20 protein-coding genes and 1 tRNA gene are annotated in these 18,805 nt (G+C 39.4%); 8 read left to right on the top strand and 13 right to left on the bottom strand.

Features of this window, described 5'->3' with window-relative positions:
• Nucleotides 1-41: 41 nt before the first annotated feature.
• Nucleotides 42-872: an AraC family transcriptional regulator gene (locus VPNCDNU1_RS20730; protein ID WP_104402098.1), complete on the top strand. Its 831-nt coding sequence runs from the start codon at nt 42-44 to the stop codon at nt 870-872.
• 63 nt (nt 873-935) lie between these two features.
• Here the strand turns inward: VPNCDNU1_RS20730 and VPNCDNU1_RS20725 are convergent, their stop codons facing one another.
• Nucleotides 936-1,295, bottom strand: coding sequence for a DUF3024 domain-containing protein (locus tag VPNCDNU1_RS20725; RefSeq protein WP_104402097.1), 360 nt, complete (start codon nt 1,293-1,295; stop codon nt 936-938).
• A 269-nt stretch (nt 1,296-1,564) separates the two neighbouring features.
• Between VPNCDNU1_RS20725 and VPNCDNU1_RS20720 the strand changes: the two genes are divergently transcribed.
• Nucleotides 1,565-2,383 carry a phosphate ABC transporter substrate-binding protein gene (locus VPNCDNU1_RS20720; RefSeq protein ID WP_104402096.1) on the top strand — a complete coding sequence of 273 codons (819 nt, stop codon included), beginning with the start codon at nt 1,565-1,567 and terminating at the stop codon, nt 2,381-2,383.
• Nucleotides 2,384-2,446: 63 nt separating this feature from the next.
• Here VPNCDNU1_RS20720 and VPNCDNU1_RS20715 read toward each other — a convergent pair whose 3' ends face one another.
• The gene (locus tag VPNCDNU1_RS20715; protein ID WP_104402095.1) at nt 2,447-3,133 is read right to left on the bottom strand and encodes a MaoC family dehydratase; all 687 of its coding nucleotides are present in this window, start codon (nt 3,131-3,133) and stop codon (nt 2,447-2,449) included.
• A 348-nt stretch (nt 3,134-3,481) separates the two neighbouring features.
• Here VPNCDNU1_RS20715 and VPNCDNU1_RS20710 point away from each other — a divergent pair.
• A tRNA-Ser gene (locus tag VPNCDNU1_RS20710) sits at nt 3,482-3,572 on the top strand.
• Between the two features lie 294 nt (nt 3,573-3,866).
• Here VPNCDNU1_RS20710 and VPNCDNU1_RS20705 read toward each other — a convergent pair.
• The 3 genes from VPNCDNU1_RS20705 to VPNCDNU1_RS20695 form a co-directional block, all read right to left on the bottom strand.
• Nucleotides 3,867-4,976 carry an ATP-binding response regulator gene (locus VPNCDNU1_RS20705; RefSeq protein WP_104402094.1) on the bottom strand — a complete coding sequence of 370 codons (1,110 nt, stop codon included), beginning with the start codon at nt 4,974-4,976 and terminating at the stop codon, nt 3,867-3,869.
• A 124-nt stretch (nt 4,977-5,100) separates the two neighbouring features.
• Nucleotides 5,101-7,779 carry an ATP-binding protein gene (locus VPNCDNU1_RS20700; RefSeq protein ID WP_104402093.1) on the bottom strand — a complete coding sequence of 893 codons (2,679 nt, stop codon included), beginning with the start codon at nt 7,777-7,779 and terminating at the stop codon, nt 5,101-5,103.
• Between the two features lie 86 nt (nt 7,780-7,865).
• Nucleotides 7,866-9,308 (bottom strand): substrate-binding domain-containing protein, encoded by a 1,443-nt coding sequence (locus VPNCDNU1_RS20695; protein ID WP_104402092.1) that lies wholly within the window; start codon nt 9,306-9,308, stop codon nt 7,866-7,868.
• A gap of 448 nt (nt 9,309-9,756) precedes the next feature.
• On the opposite strand from VPNCDNU1_RS20695, the gene VPNCDNU1_RS20690 reads away from it, so the two are divergent.
• Both VPNCDNU1_RS20690 and VPNCDNU1_RS20685 read left to right on the top strand, forming a co-directional pair.
• Complete coding sequence (locus VPNCDNU1_RS20690; protein WP_104402091.1) at nt 9,757-10,176, top strand: MbcA/ParS/Xre antitoxin family protein; 420 nt, start codon at nt 9,757-9,759, stop codon at nt 10,174-10,176.
• On the top strand, nt 10,173-10,865 hold the full coding sequence (locus VPNCDNU1_RS20685; RefSeq protein ID WP_201797144.1) for an RES family NAD+ phosphorylase: 693 nt from the start codon (nt 10,173-10,175) through the stop codon (nt 10,863-10,865). Before VPNCDNU1_RS20690 ends, VPNCDNU1_RS20685 begins: the two co-directional genes overlap by 4 nt.
• A 56-nt stretch (nt 10,866-10,921) precedes the next feature.
• On the opposite strand, the gene VPNCDNU1_RS20680 is transcribed toward VPNCDNU1_RS20685, so the two are convergent.
• The 4 genes from VPNCDNU1_RS20680 to VPNCDNU1_RS20665 all read right to left on the bottom strand — a co-directional run bounded on the left by VPNCDNU1_RS20680 (nt 10,922) and on the right by VPNCDNU1_RS20665 (nt 13,807).
• Complete coding sequence (locus VPNCDNU1_RS20680) at nt 10,922-11,326, bottom strand: PPC domain-containing DNA-binding protein (protein WP_104402089.1); 405 nt, start codon at nt 11,324-11,326, stop codon at nt 10,922-10,924.
• Between the two features lie 80 nt (nt 11,327-11,406).
• Entirely contained in the window at nt 11,407-11,886 is a 480-nt protein-coding gene (locus VPNCDNU1_RS20675; RefSeq protein ID WP_104402088.1) for a hypothetical protein, read from the bottom strand.
• Between the two features lie 347 nt (nt 11,887-12,233).
• A complete protein-coding gene (locus VPNCDNU1_RS20670; RefSeq protein ID WP_104402087.1) occupies nt 12,234-12,752 on the bottom strand; it encodes an NUDIX hydrolase in 519 nt (172 codons plus the stop codon).
• A gap of 122 nt (nt 12,753-12,874) precedes the next feature.
• A complete protein-coding gene (locus VPNCDNU1_RS20665) occupies nt 12,875-13,807 on the bottom strand; it encodes an exopolyphosphatase (protein ID WP_104402086.1) in 933 nt (310 codons plus the stop codon).
• 570 nt (nt 13,808-14,377) lie between these two features.
• On the opposite strand from VPNCDNU1_RS20665, the gene VPNCDNU1_RS29340 reads away from it, so the two are divergent.
• Nucleotides 14,378-14,476, top strand: coding sequence for a DUF333 domain-containing protein (locus VPNCDNU1_RS29340; protein WP_110962036.1), 99 nt, complete (start codon nt 14,378-14,380; stop codon nt 14,474-14,476).
• Nucleotides 14,477-14,503: 27 nt separating this feature from the next.
• On the opposite strand, the gene VPNCDNU1_RS20660 is transcribed toward VPNCDNU1_RS29340, so the two are convergent.
• The 3 genes from VPNCDNU1_RS20660 to VPNCDNU1_RS20650 form a co-directional block, all read right to left on the bottom strand.
• Entirely contained in the window at nt 14,504-15,382 is an 879-nt protein-coding gene (locus VPNCDNU1_RS20660) for a YdcF family protein (protein WP_104402085.1), read from the bottom strand.
• Between the two features lie 67 nt (nt 15,383-15,449).
• On the bottom strand, nt 15,450-15,854 hold the full coding sequence (locus VPNCDNU1_RS20655) for an OsmC family protein (protein ID WP_104402084.1): 405 nt from the start codon (nt 15,852-15,854) through the stop codon (nt 15,450-15,452).
• A gap of 17 nt (nt 15,855-15,871) precedes the next feature.
• Complete coding sequence (locus tag VPNCDNU1_RS20650) at nt 15,872-16,366, bottom strand: TetR/AcrR family transcriptional regulator (RefSeq protein WP_272897580.1); 495 nt, start codon at nt 16,364-16,366, stop codon at nt 15,872-15,874.
• 240 nt (nt 16,367-16,606) lie between these two features.
• Here VPNCDNU1_RS20650 and VPNCDNU1_RS20645 point away from each other — a divergent pair, with 240 nt between their 5' ends.
• On the top strand, nt 16,607-16,819 hold the full coding sequence (locus tag VPNCDNU1_RS20645) for a hypothetical protein (RefSeq protein ID WP_104402082.1): 213 nt from the start codon (nt 16,607-16,609) through the stop codon (nt 16,817-16,819).
• Between the two features lie 73 nt (nt 16,820-16,892).
• Here the strand turns inward: VPNCDNU1_RS20645 and VPNCDNU1_RS20640 are convergent, their stop codons facing one another.
• Nucleotides 16,893-17,342, bottom strand: coding sequence for a GNAT family N-acetyltransferase (locus tag VPNCDNU1_RS20640; RefSeq protein WP_104402081.1), 450 nt, complete (start codon nt 17,340-17,342; stop codon nt 16,893-16,895).
• A 191-nt stretch (nt 17,343-17,533) separates the two neighbouring features.
• On the opposite strand from VPNCDNU1_RS20640, the gene VPNCDNU1_RS20635 reads away from it, so the two are divergent.
• A complete protein-coding gene (locus VPNCDNU1_RS20635) occupies nt 17,534-18,631 on the top strand; it encodes a mechanosensitive ion channel family protein (RefSeq protein WP_104402080.1) in 1,098 nt (365 codons plus the stop codon).
• Nucleotides 18,632-18,805 lie beyond the last annotated feature (174 nt).

Below are 18,805 nucleotides of genomic sequence, written 5' to 3'. Positions count from 1 at the left end.
AAATAATTAAGTTACGGAAGAAACAAAAACAGAGAAGTGCTATGGCGAATGTAACCCTACAAAAGTTCAGCAATTTCCAACAACGAGATCGTGATAGATATCACGCCGCCAATCCAGTCATTTTTATGGTGATTGAAGGCAGCGCTTCATTCAAATTTCCCGATGGCGTTATTGGAAAGTTAAGCAGTGGAGAATTTACTTTATTGGATATCTCACTGCTGACTGATGTAAAAACAGATCTTGAGAATAACGCAATAAATGCAACGGCTATCCATTTGGATACGTCTATCTTACAAAGCATCAAGGCTGGTACTGAAGATTACGTCTTTGGTAAGCAAGAGAATTCCTTTGTTAAATTCGATTCAGATGATGTCGTCGCCCAATCCATCCAGGATTTGCTGATCGGTATTCTAGAAGAGGCTAAAGGACCAAACGAAACGGCAGAGTTTCTTGCTAGAGCACTTGTGAGCGAAATGTTGAAAGTGAACCCAAGCCTTAGACGCTTGATTCACAACTCATTTGAACTAAAAGTTAGCCAGCGAGTTATTCAGCATATAGAGAAAAATATTCGAAGCGAGATCTCGCTCGAAAGTGTTTCACGCACGTTAGGTATGTCTCCAGCGACGCTTAAGCGACGTTTGTCAGCAGAAGAGTTGTCGTTCTCGCACCTACTAAAGGAAAAGCGTATAAACTACGCAGCGAACCAACTACGCGCTTCTCATGAGTCTATTTGTGAAATTGCTTTCCAAAGTGGCTTTAAAAGCGCTGCGCACTTCAGTACTGCGTTTAAGAGTATTCAAGGGATGACGCCTAAAGAATTCCGCTCTCGCATTAACTGGAACCGTGAGGAGCTTAGACACGCCACTATGTGAGCCTAGCTCTCAAAGCGGCGTATTGAAATGAGATAAACTTACCAATTGGCTTTAAATGACGAATCAGTACCAAATACAATTTTCTTGGTCTGATTCGATCACCGAAAACACTTGTGACAAATCTCTACTTCGTGGCACCACCGGATGTGGGTGCCACACTTTCGACAAAGATTCCTTCTGACGCTTATTGACGTATAACTGCCAAGTGTGTTCATCTGGGTCGAATTCTACTTTTGCTACATCTTTTGAATAGTCAGGGTGCCCTGAATCCAATTTAAAAAAGGATTTAGTGAATAACACTCCCGATTCTAAAACCTCAAAATGTGCTTTTCCATGCTCAATGGGCAAGCCTTGGTTTCTGTGTTCGCACAGTTTACTTGCCAACTTATCGAGGCGTTGGCGGTCTATATCACATACCAACATGGATCTGCCCTCCTTCCTTTACCCCACAATAACTATAAACCTACTTCTCAGTTTTATCCTTTATTGAGCGAATATTTTCATCAATTACTCATACAATGCTGGTTCTATATCTGCTCTTTTAGGTCTAGGCTCTCTTAGTAAAAGAAGACTTAAGTGAATCATATATCAGTAAAGTTATACCAATGCTATTTGTACAAAGCATATTCACAAAAATGTCATTGTTACGACATATGATGGCTCGAAATAATACCCACAATAAGGAGTAATCTATGTTTCGCGCTGCGTTAGCCGCTTTACTTTCGTTGTTCGTTTTTTCTGTACATGCCAAAGAAATCAATGTTACAGGTTCAACATCTATGAGTCGCATCATGGATGTGCTTGCCGAAAAATATAATTCAGAGCATCCTGACTCTTTCGTTGCTATTCAAGGAATAGGTTCAACGGCTGGAATAACTTTGGTAAAGAAAGGCGTAGCTGAAATTGGAATGAGCTCGCGTTATTTAACTGACGCAGAGTTTGAAGAGTCGTTCGCCGTCTACCCCATCGCATTCGACGGGTTGGCGGTCGTTGTTAACCGCGCTAACTCCATAAAAAATTTATCGCGCAAGCAACTGACGGATATTTATTTAGGGAAAGTGAATAACTGGCAACAAGTCGGAGGCGAAGATCGCACTATCGCTGTAGTTACGAGAGAATCCTCTTCGGGTACTCGTTACAGTTTTGAAAGCTTGCTTGGGTTAACTAAAGTCGTCAATAACCGCTTAGTTTCCAATATCAACGCAGAGAACTTAGTCGTAAACAGTAATAGCATGGTGAAAACCATTGTGAATCACAACCCTCAAGCGATTGGTTTTATCTCTCTAGGTTCTGTTGACCGTTCTATAAAGGCCATATCTTTTGAGAGTGTGACACCAACAAGTAAAAACATCGCAAACAATAAGTACGAACTGTCTCGTCCATTTCTATTGTTTCATCAAAAAGACGCGATTACTGAGCAAGGAAAGTTATTCATAAAGTATGTTTTGTCAGAAAAAGGGCAAACATTTATTGAAGACTACGGGTACACCGGAATTCATTCTTCCGATTAATAAATAGCATCTCAAAATATAAAAAAGGCTGCCAACTGGCAGCCTTTATACGGTAACTAACGACTATATTACTAATCTAATTACCGACACAACGACACACCCTGGTCGGCGAATACCTTCAATTTCTACTATGATTTCACGTTCAATTTCTATGCCTTTAGAAACTGGAGTGACTTTAAGTAGCTTACTTCTGGCACGAATGCGATTTCCAGCTTTCACTGGATACGGAAAACGAACATGATTCAGCCCGATGTTTACCGTCATTTTTGCTGAAGGGAACTGCGGGTTCTCGGGGTCAACACTGTCAGTAAGCTTAGAGAGCATCGACAATGTAAGAAAGCCGTGTGCAATTGGTGTTTTGAACGGTGACTCTTGAGAAGCACGTTCTGGATCGGTATGTATCCACTGCATGTCTTCTGTGACTAAGCCAAACGCATTAATACGCTCTTGGTCGATCGTTGCCCAATCACCAACATGAATCTCTTCATTTAATTGATTCTGCAATTCGAGATACAGCTTCTCCGCCTCTTCCGACATCGAAATAAGCGGTTTGTGTGCTTGTGGAGACTCTTCATTAACTGCAGGTGTACTGTGATCTTTAACCCATGGAAAAAGATGTTGCGCGTGCGCTCTATTAACAATATCACTCCAGTACTCACGCAGCATCGGAGACATCAATTCACGAAACTCGAAATGATGCTTTCTAGCAAGTGACTCACTTTTGTGTTTGAGAATATCAACAACTTTCATATTTTACCTTACTACACAACAACTCTCATAAGAGTTCTTAATGGTAATTTTGAATGAGATTAGCAAAAGTGGCAAATACTTTCGGGCGAACAGGTGTTGTCTGAAACACCATATATCTTTAAAAAACATAGTGATAAGTAATAAAACATTATTTTATTATCTCTTGCAATCACAAGTGAAATTGAATGTATTTCCGATGTTTTGCTATTTATTACCCTCTTTTATCAATCCAATACAACGTCAATGAGTACTAAGCCTTCACATTGTTCAAAATCCAATCAAACGTTTTAAAAACCTAATTTATTACTTTACAAGAATCGGGCATTTACATAATATCTGCTCCGCAACGGAGAGATGGCTGAGTGGTTGAAAGCACCGGTCTTGAAAACCGGCATACGTTAATAGCGTATCTAGGGTTCAAATCCCTATCTCTCCGCCAAATTGAAAGAAGGGCGCTGTTTACACAGCGCCCTTTTTATATTTTTAATCATAGAAAGTTGCTAAGCCAGATACGTCCCCTTCACTTACGCGGTAACATGCTGCACCGAGGTTTAATCGCTATTCAGTCTTCAGTGTTATCAAGCGTAAATTAGGTGAGACTAACGCTTTACCAGACGTATCTCTATCGAGAATGTCATTCTCCATTTGGCTTTATATAGTGGTTAGTAAATAGACTGGATATAGGATGAGTTGGTACTTAGTTTTGAATGGTTTAATTATTGTATGTTTAATATTAGTTAACCGGTATTCTTATGTTATATTTTAATCCTTCATCGGATTTAACTTGAATACTTCCTTCCAACCCCCATATTACAGTCATATAAATAATCGTCGCACTAAATCCTAAGTGTTTATCGATTCTTTTGGTTGTGAAGAATGGGTCAAAAATCTTTTCTAAGTCATTAAACTCCATACCGACACCATTATCTTGATATGTAATAGCAATTTCCTTATTATTTTTTTCTATGTTAATATCAATCGCCTTATTTTCATCCTCTACGAATGCATGATCGAGAGAGTTTCCAATTAACTTGTCGAATAGCTTAATAATTAGATTCTTCTTTATTGATACAAAAATATCGTTACAACCTAGATTCAACGTGACATTATTTTTCGCAAATTCCTCCTCTTTTGATTTAGTAATATCAATCATAAGATCTTGTAGATTTATTTTTTCTATGTCGGGTAGATCATGTACTGGTAGTGTTTTAAAAGCAGTTATTAGTTGATTTAACTTATTAAGGTTTGTAGTCACTAAATGTGAAATGTTTTTATCTTGTTCTATCCATCCTATAATATCATCTCGTGTGAGGCTACTTGATTCTAATTTAGCGTTCATTCTGTTTGTTTGATCTAGAAGATGGCTGCTTGAGGTAACGCATACTCCTATAGGAGTATTCATTTCATGCGCAACTCCCATTATGATATTAATCATGGTTGAAAAAAGTTGTGCTCGGTATTTTTCTTTTTGTGCTTCTAGTATTGATAGTACGCTTTTAACGCGAATGAGAACTTCCTTAGCTCTAAATGGCTTAGTTATATAGTCATGCCCTCCCGCAGCGAATGCTTCTTCAATTGAATTGGTATCCGAATTGGCACTAATGAAGACAACAGGCACATCACATAATTCAGGATCCGATTTTAACTGTCTACACGCTTCAATCCCACTAATTCCTGGCATGTTAATATCCATTAAAACCAGATCTGGAACATTATTAGCAATGCTTTTTATGGCCATTTCACCATTTATAGCCACTCTAATGTTATAGCCTTCGCCAGTTAAAATTGATTCTAGGAGCTTTAGGTTAGCAGGCGTATCGTCTACTATCATAATGTCCTTCATCTTAACTTCCTCCACTTTTAGTGCATATACAACACGCGAACGCTTATATACTTTAATTCATTAACTACAACTCCTAGTGCTCTATAACATTTAAAATCATTGCTAATAAAGCACCTCCATCTAATCATTTATCTTTAGCCTTTAATTTCAACAATAGATTTGCTAACTCAAAATCTTCTAACATTTCTATTATCCATTGAGACTCACTACTTAACTCGACTGGCATTTCTTCGCATAACTTTTTCGCACTTTTCGTGTCTCCCATCTCTATAAGCTCAATTAGTGAGTTGTTTTGCTCTGGAGATAGTGATTTTAAATTAATTTCTTGCGATTCTGCTTCATCTTTTACTTCATCATAATTTGAATTCGTTTCAATAACTGAATGTTCTAAATAGTTAATCAAACTTTTGATTAGTGTTTGCTTTGCCAAAGGTTTAGTCAGTAGGTCGTTACATACTTTGAGTAATTCTTGTTGTTCGTCGACCATTGCGGAGGCTGTAACCATAACTAACGGCATGCAATTAGGTCCCAAATCTTCTCTGAGTTTAACGCATAGCTCTTGCCCATCGATAACAGGCATTTTTAAATCTGTAAGAATTAAGTCTGGTTTGAAACCATGTATTTTTTCTAGTGCGTCTTTCCCATTTTCGGCTTCCATTATGTCGAAAGACCAATCGGACAAGTAACTCGATATAAGGCTTCTGTTGTATGGTATATCATCGACGATCATAATTTTGGCTGGTTCAAATTCGATTTTTTCGAAGGAAACTTGAGGGCTTTCATTAATAATGTCAGGCAGTTGTGTATCACATTTCTCAACGCCGGGTATCATAATGCTAAAACGTGAGCCCATATTTTCACCTTCACTCACGACATTGATTTCCCCACCCATTAAATGGACAATTTCTAAAGTAATGGCTAGCCCAAGACCTGTGCCACCGTATTCAGAACTTTTTTGACCTGAAATTTGTTCAAAGGCATGAAATATACGCTGCTGCTGTGATTTTGGAATTCCCTTCCCTGTATCGATAACATCGATGAAGATATCGACCCTTCCATCAACACTTGAGGGCGTTGTCCTTATGCTAACTTTGACACTTCCATCGCGTGTAAATTTAACGGCATTGCTACAAAGGTTTATCAATACTTGTTTAAGTTTTAATGTGTCCAGTAATACACAAGCTTCTAATTCATCATTGGATTGGATTTCAAAAAGGATATCTCGCTCACTAGCCTGCTTGTAGAAAAAACTGTGTAACTCATTTAAGAGCTGCTTGAGCGAAGTGGGGTTATACTCCAGTTCCATCTTGCCCGATTCAATTTTAGCAAGATCGAGAACTGAATTGATCAAGGCAAGCAAAGTGTTACCTGCACTGCTAATTGCTGTTAAATAGCCAATGCTTTTAGTGTCGTGCATCTGCGACTTTAGCATTTCAGAAAAGCCCAGCACTGCGTTTAGTGGTGTTCTCAACTCATGTGACATGTTTGATAAGAACTGACTTTTCGCCTGATTAGCCCGTTCTGCTTCGTCTTTGGAACTTTCTGCCTTTTTGCGGGCTTCTTCAGACTGCAACTGTGCCACCGAAAGTTCTTCAGTGCGTTCTTTTACACGCATTTCCAAATCTTGGTTTAACCGTTTGATATCGGCCAGCATTGTCATTCTCAAAATCGCAGTAGTCCCCATTCTAAAAAGTGTCGAAACAAATTCATTTCCGACATACTGACGCTGCACACTTCCAACCTTGCCTCTAGTATCGAAGACGGCGATGACTTTCTGTTCATGAATCATGGGTATGCAGCATCTCAGATCCGAATTGTTCTCTGCGAATTCTGTTTGTTTTTGATTGATTGATTTTAATGGTAAATCGTCAATGCTATGAACTTCGTCAGAACCTTTGTAAGCCTGCTGTCTTGCATCATTCCATAGATAAATCTCACAAGAGTCCAGCCGAAGATAATCCATAAGAACGTTTTTAATGATGGTTAATATATAAATTTCGGATTGATCACGGTTATCTATCGAAATAATTTCAGAAAGTTCTTCTCCCGTTGTGTTTAAGGTATTTAAATCGGATATTTTCTTACGAATCGAATCTCGCATAATCGCAAAGCTATTGGCTAAACTTCCAATTTCATCCTTTCTTTCCTTTTCTATGTCGCAGGATAAATTCCCTTTGGCCAACTCGTCTGAAGATACTTTAAGATTTTGTAAAGGATTAATGACGACAATCATAAGAATCATATAAATAGCAGTATATAGCACTGTAAATAGTACAACGCTTTCTACTATAGTATTTATTATTAATTCAGTTAATTTCTCTCTTAGGAAATCCTTTGTAATATAGACTTTTGCAACGCCAATTATTTCATCATCAGCAGAGTTACCTGAACCCACTGAATTAAATAGAATATTTTCTTCCCTATAATAGAGGTTTTCGTTGATGTCCTGAAAGTCTTCGTTTAGACCGACTAGGTTCCAGTTTTCATCTCTAGTCTGGCCGTGTGTCACGTAGGTGTTGGTTGAATCTTTAATAAGTATTGAATGAAACTCTTTATCATTCATTTCAGATATAATGATTTGATATACCTGATCACTATAAATGTTATAGAGTAACTTCCCTAACCCCAACGACATTCGGGTTAAAGTTGCGTCCATTTTCTCTTCAACTTGTCTTTCTAGTTCTTTTTCTGACTGGTAATAATTAAACACACCTAAAATGGTGCTAATAATAATGAATACGATTAGAAGAGGGATTCCAAGTTTGCTACGAATGCTGTTGAATAAATTGGAATTTTTTATCATTTTATATTCTGCTTAGCTAGTGGGACTATGCAAATGAAATAGATGCGTATATTTACCTACGCACCTCGTTATAACCGTAATACATATCAAAATTTTCCAACATCAAGCAGCGTGTATATACGTTCTTCTTTTCCTAGGTTTGCAATTGCCTTTATAGCGCCTTCATTCAGCACATCCACTGAAGACCAGATTGCCCCTTCAAAATCAGGATTTTTCTTCAAAAATTCTTCTACTGATGCTTGTGCTTCTTGTACCGATTTTTCCGAAATAGTAACTTGGCTTCGTCCCATAAGGTCAAGATTGCTGTAGGTTTTTAACACACCATCCATTATCCTTGTTCTTCTTCTAGAAGCTAGATTGTCGTCTGATGTAATAACCAATAAATCTGTCTTACTGTTTTTTGTCATTTTATCAAACAGCAATGGTGTGATTAGTGCTGATAGAGTGTAATCATTCAATGTTTCTCCATCATTTGTATCTGTTCCCCAGTTGCTGTTAATCGTAGGCCAAGATGAGGATTGGAGATATTTTGGGGAGAATTCTCCGGTTTCACTCCAAGGAAATTTGCCAACCTGTGGAAGGTTTTCTTGGGTTACCAAAATGGTTGGTATATACAAGTTATAAGGTACGACATCACCACAATAAACTTTCTCGGTTGCACTGTCCTTGTTAAATATGTCATTCATGCAATCTGCCACCTGTCTTCCCATCATCTCGAAATTCTGAGATTCTGTTGCCAGAAAAGGAGGTCTTTGCCTGATCATATCAAATGTCCATTTGTTTCCATCAATACCTGTGGTGTATACGCTGTTCCCTTTCTTTGCATTTAATATGGCTTGCGTTGCTCCTGCTGCGGGCTCATCCCATGCAGCCCAAACCGCGCCGTCGAAATCAGGATTATTTTTAAGATAATCCGACACAAAATTTCTTGAGTCCTGAACTTGTCCAGGTATGCTCGTGTGGTGCATTTTTACCAACTTGATATCAGGATATTCGGCCAATATCGCTTCCATTATGTCCGTTCTTTTTCTAATACCGTGATGATCTAACCAAGTAACAGCCAGTAATTCCTTTTTGCCATCGACGAGCATTTTATCAAACAAAAATTTGGTGATCCTAGCTGATAAAAAATAATTATTCGACGTTATATTTGTTACTACGTTCTTGTGGAATCCTGCATCTCCATTTATTACCGGAATACCTGCATTTTTTGCTTTCAAAAGTGCAGATTCAATTAGATTAGGATCGAGCATATCATTAAATATTGCATCTACGTCACGATCGACAAAATCGTCAAAGTAATCATCGGCTTTACTATAATCTCCAAAAATTTCGGCTTTAATCACATTCCAACCATACTCCTTGGCTCGTAAGGAAAAAGAATTACCGAACCGGAGCATTGTATTTGATTGAAAATCAACGGTAATTATAGCGACCGTTTTCTGTTTTTCTTCGGCTATCGAATTCAGAGGACTTATAATTAACATTGCAAAAAATGTCGCCAGTAGCTTTGCTCTAGAATTCCACATTTAAATACCCAATACCGTTTTTAAATTTAGAAAATCAGCCTTGTTTTTTTAATTATTCATGCTATGGCTGAGCGAAATATATAATAGTGGAGACCTCTATCTGGCCGGTTATCCCGTCTAAATAGCTATGGAGGAAACGCACATTTAAAAGATAGTTTAGGTTTCTTTAAAACACCAACCATCGAATATCAGAGTCAAAGCATTTTATTTGAATGCCTCTATTTTGACGTTTTTTCAAACATTCATGCCCAGTCATTTGAGTTCATTTTGGGGAATGGAGTAGACGATTCACACTGAAGAGAGACGCTTTTAATGCAGTGATTTTTTGGTTTGTTGCTACAAACACATCTTCCCCCTATTAATCAGTCTATAATTGGACATTATTACAGAAATGGTATATTTTTGGACTATGTTTAAGTGTTGAGCTAAGACGAATCAAGGTGGGTTTATGGTTCATTCGACTAACGCTGTATTTGCAAACGGCTTATCTACAGAAGATAAAGAAGTACGCTCAACGGGCTTAAAAGCCGCATTGAGTATTTTGGAAAAATGGTCTTTGACCAATAACCAGATGATGCAGATTCTAGGGCTTAAAAAAAGCCAGTTTTTTAAAGCCAAAGCGAGCCCGGGTTCGCTCAGTATAAGTAATGATCTTTTAGAGCGGATCAGTATTATTCTTAATATTCATGGGGTGCTGAGAACAGTTTTCACGAATCCTGAGCTTGTTTATGGATTCATGACACGTAAAAACAACAATCAATTTTTTAACGGTCGTTCCCCTATCGAGATTATCGAAGGAGGTAACTTCGGCTCTTTATACGATGTATATCACCGAATTAATGCTCTTCGAGGCGGTCAATGGCAATGAATAATTCCGTAAAATCGTGCAAGGACCAAATTGCGTATCGTCTCATTCCTTCTAAGTACCCACCAATTACTTTGTTTGATGACGTAGCAAGTGAGGATGAATTTGCTGCTTTATACGCTATTCAGGAGCTAACCAACCCCCGAATACAAAACGAAGTAGGAAATCTATCTTTGGTCGCATTAAACGACATACCTTTTGGGATTTCTGGTTGCAGCTATGCACTAGCGCCGTTTGTGCATTTGGGTCGTGATGGAGGAAGATTTAATGACAGCCAATTTGGCGCATTTTACTGTGCTCAAGAAGTTGATACCGCAATAGAAGAAGTCTCCTACCATCAAGTTCGTTACATGAACAATATCGAAAGTTGCCCTTTTGATGTGATTACCTGCCGCGGATTAGAGTGTTTATTTTCCGCAAACTTACATGACCTGACATCCGTAAGCTTAGATAACCCGATCTACGACCCCAATAGTTATGGAGCCAGCCAACAGCTAGCTAGAGAGCTAAAACTAGCCGGCAGGGAAGGCCTTCAATATTACTCGGTAAGGTCAGAAAAAGATAAACAGATTTGCTTCGCCCTGTTTTCTCCAAAACTCATTCAAAGGGTCGTTCAAACTGCACACTTTGAGTCATTCTATAGCGATGGAAAAATCATAAAGTTTGAGAAAGTATCCCCTTGCGAGGATTGAACTCGATTTGAACTGGAAATTACACAAACAGCATAGCCCTAAACACCGCTTTACGGCTAATTCATTTTTATTACAAGCTCAGTAAAGCCGGTGTTCTCGTCGGGCTCTCGTGTGAAAACCAGATTACTGTAACTATGAACAATCAGTTCTGCAGTAGTATCAATGATTGAACCTGACATCAGATGCCCACCAATCACCTCTCCCTTTCGATTGGCAACAGAAATATGTATGTGTTGGTGGGAATAAGTTAACGTCCCCATAATAGAGACTATTTCTAAAGGCTCTTCCAACTTTAAATACTCTTGCGCTCCTGCTAACCGTATATGCAAACTGGATAAGCTTCCAACACACGATGCAATAGAACCCGCTTGAATGCTGTTTTCTACCACAACAGATTCAATAGCATCTTTTAAGTCCGCCCTTTTTTGAAACCGAAATGCGAGAGGGGTAAGTTGATTCATAGAAGCTCAGTACCTTTTAGTAAAAAAGGAAGCTTATACCCAATCCCGTTCTCGTTGCTAGGTATAAGTTAGAGCTATCCCTATTTCATTGCTCTTAACATATGGTCGAATCTTGCTTTGGAATGAAGACGAGGTTTACGAAAAGTTAATTTCATACCGAGTAAAGAAATAACTAACAACCCTGCAGCCATGAACAAAGGTAATATCTGTTTCTCTATATTCGATTCGAAACTGCCATACAACGTAAGTGATAAGGTGATGATCAAGGTAAATAGGTACAAAGCGACTGACAGGACCAAAGAGCGGCAAACCAAATAGATGAAATCGTCTAACCACACCATAGTGCTTAAGACACGTCGATTAGGCAAAAACTGAATAGCAAAGATAACCGTCCAAATTGCAAATAATGCAGCAGCAAGTAGAAAGTTCAGCGATGAGCCGTTGAGTATTTCTGTAAGCACCATTGTATAACTGAACAATGAAATGCCTACCGCCACGCTAACGACCTCGTAGAAATGGCGATAAATCAATCTATCTTTGCCGAATTTTGATCCAATCATGCTGATTCCTTAGTAAATCACTAGGTACTGTTTAAATATACAGTATCACTATTATATGAGACAACTGAAATCTGATCTTTTTTACAGGCCCCCATTCACCTAGTTAACCTTGAGTTACTTTATGAAAAGCTGATAGCAAATCATGTATAGAAGTCAGGTGTTAAGGGTTTGGATAAATAGAAAGAGATGGGCTTTTTGCAATACATGAATGAATGAATAAATCCACCTCACTATTATGTAAGGGAGGTGGCTTCTTGGAGTGTCAGAATGGATAAATCTCAGAAGAATAGCGATCTACAAACGAGTTATTCTAATTCGATAACTTAGAATTTAACTAAAAAAGAGGATTAAATTAGTTCCTTGGCGATTAGATGCAATAGATAAGTTTCACGCTCTATGCTCATGCCCTTTTTGTCACTTTCAGCCATTGTACGTTCGTTGTGTGCAATGGCTTCGTGGATATTCATCCATACCGCTTTCATCCCATTCTTAATTTCATAGTCTTCATAATTTGTTTTCCCAAGATGGTCATCAACTCTACAGGTATAACAGTATGAAATCATATGAACGACATCTGCATCTTCTTTATGCCACGGTCGAAACTCTTCATAGATGCCAAAAGGTTTGATGTTACGAATGTTTTGAGCGCCAGTTTCTTCTTCCAGTTCTCGGACCATTCCGGCAATAATGTCTTCGCCTTCATCCAAACCGCCACCAGGAATGGTGTAGTCGTGATACCTCTCGGTATAGAGCATAAGAATATCTTCACCACGTAAAACTATGGCTCTCGCTGCATTTCTATTAAATATCACTTTGTCGTCGAGATGATCGATATCAGGGTGACAGGTTGTTCTTAAATGTCTCATATTATCGCTGGTTAATTGACTTCAGCGCGGAGTGTAACGGTGGCAGAATAAAAAGAAAAGCTTTGCCATACGCAAAGCTTTTTTGGTTTTTGGTTATCGAGTTTTACTGGATATTCGAAGAGCTAGCCATCAGCATTGATGGTTGCAATAAGCTCTTTCTCGACAGATTCAGCACTATTAACCGCGATCTGGCATGTACCCGCCGCTTGGTGCCCACCACCACCATACTTAAGCATCAACTCGCCAACGTTCGTTTTAGAGCCGCGATCGAAGATAGATTTTCCTGTAGCAAAAACGATGTTCTGCTTCTGGAAGCCCCACATTTTATGAATTGAAATATTACACTGTGGATACAAGGCATAAATGAGGAATCGGTTTCCTGCGAAAATCACATCTTCATTGGTGAGATCGAGCAAAATCAAATTCTCGTGAACCGTAGCGCATCGCTGGATCTGCTCTTGAAACTTAACATTGTGCTCACGATAGAGATCAATACGCTCACTCACATCAGGCAAAGCAAGTATCTCTTCGATTGTGTGATTCTTGCAATAATCGATCAGATCCATCATTAAGTTGTAGTTTGAGATCCTAAACTCACGGAACCGACCAAGACCAGTACGCGCATCCATTAAGAAATTGAGCAAATTCCACCCTTGAGCATCAATCACTTCATCGCGCGTGAATTGCGCGGAATCACCTTTGTCAACGGCAACCATCATGTCATTCCATGATGCAGGGAATACCTTTTCACCACCATAATGCTCCCAAACTACGCGCGCGGCAGATGGCGCATTTGGATCAATAATATGGTTTGGTCTATCACCAGTATTTCTGATGGTTTCCGACAAATGGTGATCAAACACCAAATGTGCATTATGAACATAAGGCAAGTTAGTTACGATATCGTTACTTGATATTTCCACAATCCCGTCTTGCATGTCTTTAGGGTGTACGAATTTAATTTCGTCAATTAAATCCAACTTCTTCAAAAGCACTGCACACACCAATCCATCAAAGTCACTACGGGTTACAAGCCGAAATTTTTTCTCAGACATTATTGCTTTCCTTGCCTGTTATTGAACACATGCCTACGCCAAACTTTCATTAATTTGACATAATACCTACTTCAAAGAGACGGCAAACTGATGTAGAGCTTGCTGAAAGCGATATCAAACATCTTTGACTTTACTTCCAGCCGGAATCAGCAAGCGTTTATCGACTTTGAAACTAAATATCACTGTTAATATAGACCCCTTCCCCTGTTTTTTCCGCTACTGAGATTACATTTCTAAGAAATTACCATTTATTATCAGATTTTTAGGGGTCAAACATGTTTATACCCAAGTGACCTCAAGGTACAGGGTTCAGAGTCTCATATTCTGTTTCAATTCAAGGAAAAGAACGCAGTGGAATGACGAGTCCTTTCCAAGTTCTTTGACGAGGAAGTGAGGCAGAATATGGGCTCCCAAGGGCGAGGTTACTTGGGTATAAGAACACTCTGATTTTTGCTTCATGCTCTGGATCCCTGTTAACCGGGTGCGTTAAAAAAATGATAATCATGACAAAGGTACTGCCTTATCGATGGCAAACCTCGCGTCGATGCACTGCGAAAAGATGTTAGTCCGATGTACATTGTCGACACAAAAGACGGACAAAATGGCAGCTGTGAAATCGAAGATGAGACAAGAATTGAAGAGTGGGAATACTTCCGCAAAAATAGGTAATAAGCTGTTTTTATATATTGTTTAGGGCTAACGTTTCCACCAACGCTTGTCGTAAACTAGCTCTGGATCAAGCATTCTATTTAGCATATTCAAATTTACGTCTAAGATCCCTAACACCTCTCGAACAATGTTAGGAGCAAGAGACTTTTCTGTCTCTATAATCGCTTGTTCGATTAAATCTAATACGGGAAGTACGATTACTTGGTTTCCATGTGTGGCTAATGAACGAGCTTGTTCTAACGCGCTAAGTGCAATACTTAAAGGAGCCTTTTGCACTTCCTTTAGTGGTCTTACAATACTATTTGCATCCACACCTTCCAGAAAAACACGATAAGTGGTTAATCGTTCAACTTGCAAAAAGAGTTTTGCATTTCCATTGATATGACCCTGAGTATATGGATAGCGAACAGCAACATGCTTACTGATACAGTAAGGAACACTTAATGTTATTCCTTCAACTAAACAACGTTTTTGCAGTTCACGGAGTAAACCTTGTTCATCTATCAATTCTTGTATTTCGAAAATACGCTCCAAATGATAGTCGTTTGAAACCAGAACCAATTGAACATCTTCATTGCTTTTGAACACACCACTTTCATTCAAAATAGAAGAGAGCATTTGCATGTTCTCGACCGTACTGGTCGAATTGTTCTCTACTAATGTCTCGCTAATAACGGGAAGTCTCACCCCTAAAGACGCAGATCTAAAGTACTTATGCATCTCTTCGGCTTCCGAACTCTGATTGCCGTGAGTTACCCCTCCACAGAAACCAAGCACGATTTTCTTATTGGCGTTATTTAATGATTGTAGAAATTCAATCAAGCCTTCAACCCGAGAGCGGGACTCAAGAGTAAGTTGGTTATTCACTAAGCGTTTGCCTAGAACAACTATCAAAAGTTTCTGCATGTTTTACCGAATCATAAGGGAGGTGTAGCTGCTTGGCTATTAAGCAAGCAGCTATCGTAATCTATTACTAAGCGGGAATAATTTCGAAACTGTGTGTCATCTCAATTCCGCTACCAAGCATGAGGCATACAGAGCAGTACTTCTCCAAGGAATCGGACACTACTTTAGCAACGAGTGATTCATCGAGCTCATATCCCGTGACTTTGAAATGAATGTGGATTTCGGTAAAGATCTTAGGTGCGCTTTCCCTTCTTTCAGAGGTAATTTCAGCAACACAGTCTGTAATTTTTTGATTTTCAGACTTTAACCCGTCAACCACGTCGACAGAACTGCATCCGCCCGACGCCATTAACACAACCTCCATCGGGCTTGGGGCGTGTTCGCCAGCGCTGCCGTCCATCACAAGTGAATGCCCTGAGTTCGATGTGCCTAGAAATTTGAATCCATCAATCCACTTTACTTCTGCTTTCATTTTCATTCTCTTTGAATTTAACTCGCCACTAAGGCAACTTTTCTTTCCAGCGTTTTTATCATGCTATCAGCTGTACTGGAAGAATCATTTAACCCTTTTATCAATACCATAAAGTATAAATCCATCAGCACACTCGATTTTAGAACATCAAATTCAGGCTGCTTTGAATAGAGGCGCTCCTGAAACTCAACAATTTGCGCTTCGATACGCTCTGGTTGCCAAATCAATTCTCTAAAAATTTCTATAGCGAATTCGCGGTTATCCAAGTAGTAGCGATATAAATAGCGAGCATAATGAAGCAGCCTTTCTGAAGGTTCAGATTTTTTGTCGGTAGCTGATGCTTCTTTCAAAACGCAAGCTACTCTTTCTTGTATGCCCGCGGTCAACAAATCATATTTTGTTGGGAAATGGGAGAAAACAGTGCCATTTGCCACTCCCGCCCTTTCTGATATTTGACGTGTGGTTGTCGCCGTGTACGAGCACTCCTCGAACAATGTCCACGCACACGACAATATGTGATTTCTCGTACGCTCTCTCTTAGACTCTTTTTGCAAACTTACACACCTCAAATATACGTGGATCTTTAAGCAGCCATATAGCTTAAGTCTATTTTGCCGTTTTTCTGACGTACTGCGCAATTCAATTTACAAGCTTCTTTCTAATTTTACTTGATATTTGAGCGCGCTCATTTTATTTTATGAGCGCGCTCATTTTATTTTATGAGCACGCTCAATTACACCAAAGAAGGTACTATGAAACTGATAAAGAGACTGATGATGTATGGGGTGTATGTGCCCTTTCAAATGGCATTTAGCTATGTAATGGCTCCCGCGCTGGCAACAATTCTTTTACTTGGCGGCTTGGGGTTTCTATTTGTCATACTGGGATATGAAGATGGTGTGAAGGTCTTTTTTAACTCAATGAAACAGCGCCAGATTAAACAGACAAAGAAGCTGCTCTCTTAAGATCTGGCGACCGTATATGATTAGATTTTATTCGCGTTATATGCACATTAATCGCGGTGCACGGTATTGCGTCTCAAACAAAGGGCAACTGTTTGGTGCATGACAGCCAATTTCTGATATGGCGGCCATATGCGTTGCCTTCATTACTCGTGTAAACAGACTTATCACAAAAAGCCGCAACATCCCCTCTGCTTCTGAGCTCTTCTAACATCTTGCAAACCACGCGTTTTGCCATCAGTACCGAATATTTTTTCCCGCGATATTCAGGTTGAATAAAAACATAATGGATTTGATAGAAGAACACTGGGCATCCGCTATAACGTTCACTATCGACAATATCTGTCCAATACGAGCAATACCCTATTGGTTTGCCCTGTTCTGAAAAAAGCAATAGAACGTGAAACAAGTCTTGCTCTAATGACTGACGAAAGCGATTTTTGCAAACCATACTAAAGTGATCAAATGCCGAATACGTGACGGTGTCACACATCATTTCTTCACCCAATGGATTGATACTAACCATGTATTATTGACTCTTATTTTATAATCCACTCGTTTAATATTCGTACATGATCTCAAGATTTCAAGCTAGAAATGTCGTTTGCATACCTCACTGGTTGAGCCGCTTTTTAATTAAGCCTACAATCAACCACCTGCGCTACCTGATGGTATATCTAATAGAAATGCCAAATATTGAACATAATGGAAAAATCGATGGACAACCTAGCAAGCTCAATCACTCAACAATTTCATTTGTTAGAACAAACTTGGTTTGGCGATGTGGTCATAATGACAAGCATAAGTTTGGTTGCTTGGATCGCTTGGCGCATCATTTATGCACGAATAGAGTCTCTCGCCTCTAAAACTCAAAACCGTTGGGACGATGCTATTGTTCACTCATTAAAATCCCCTGTCAGTGCGCTAATTTGGGGCTGGCCAGCAATGGTATCTATTGGGCTTATTTTACAAACGTACCTAGAGAGCTCTTTAAACTGGTTAGAAACCCTGAAAATGCTGTTGGGAATTGCAATAGCGGTCTGGATTGTGCTTCGACTCATTACAAATGTCGAAGAAGAAGTCCTTTCTCAGAAAAAACGAGACGAGACCACAGTGCAAGCGATAGCAAAAGTCGCGCGCTTAGCATTTATCATCATGGGTGTTCTTTCAGTAATGCAAAGCCTAGGGCTTAGCCTTTCTGGACTGCTTACATTTGGTGGTGTGGGTGGTTTAATTGCGGGTTTGGCTGCCAAAGATCTCCTTTCAAACTTTTTTGGCGGCATGATGATTTATTTCGACCGCCCATTTAAAGTTGGCGATTGGGTGCGTTCACCAGACAGACAAATCGAAGGAACGGTAGAACGAATTGGGTGGCGTATGACCATTATCCGTACATTCGATAAACGCCCTCTTTATGTACCTAATTCGGTATTCAGCAATATTGTCGTAGAAAACCCATCTCGTATGCTAAACCGTCGGATTTACGAAAATATCGGCTTGCGCTATGACGACACAAAGAAAGTGGATGCGATCATCACAGATGTAAAATCTATGCTTCAAAACCACCCAGACATTGATACCAGCCAAACACTGATTGTTAACTTCAACGCCTTTGGCGCGTCATCTTTGGACTTTTTTGTGTACACCTTTACCAAAACCGTGAATTGGGTTCGCTTCCATGAAGTAAAGCAAGATGTTCTTCTAGAGATAATGGCAATCATCCATAAACATGATGCCGATGTCGCGTACCCTACCCAAACATTAAAAATTGATTCACCCGACGCGCCGTTCCTTCAAAACCCTAGCGCAGATTAGAAGTACTCTCTCTACGGGCAGCTCATTGAAACAGCGAAACATTCTTCTTATTGTTTCGCTGCTTTCCAGAGGCAAATTCCACTATTTACTCCCTCCACCTTCACGCTACAATCCCCCACTAGTAAAAAGGCTTTACAAAGATAAATTGCAAGGTATATTCCCTGCGCAAACGTT

This window comes from Vibrio penaeicida (assembly GCF_002933855.1).
Taxonomy (GTDB): domain Bacteria; phylum Pseudomonadota; class Gammaproteobacteria; order Enterobacterales; family Vibrionaceae; genus Vibrio; species Vibrio penaeicida_A.
Note: the sequence above shows the minus strand (reverse complement) of the source record. Positions and strands in the feature narration are given on the sequence as shown.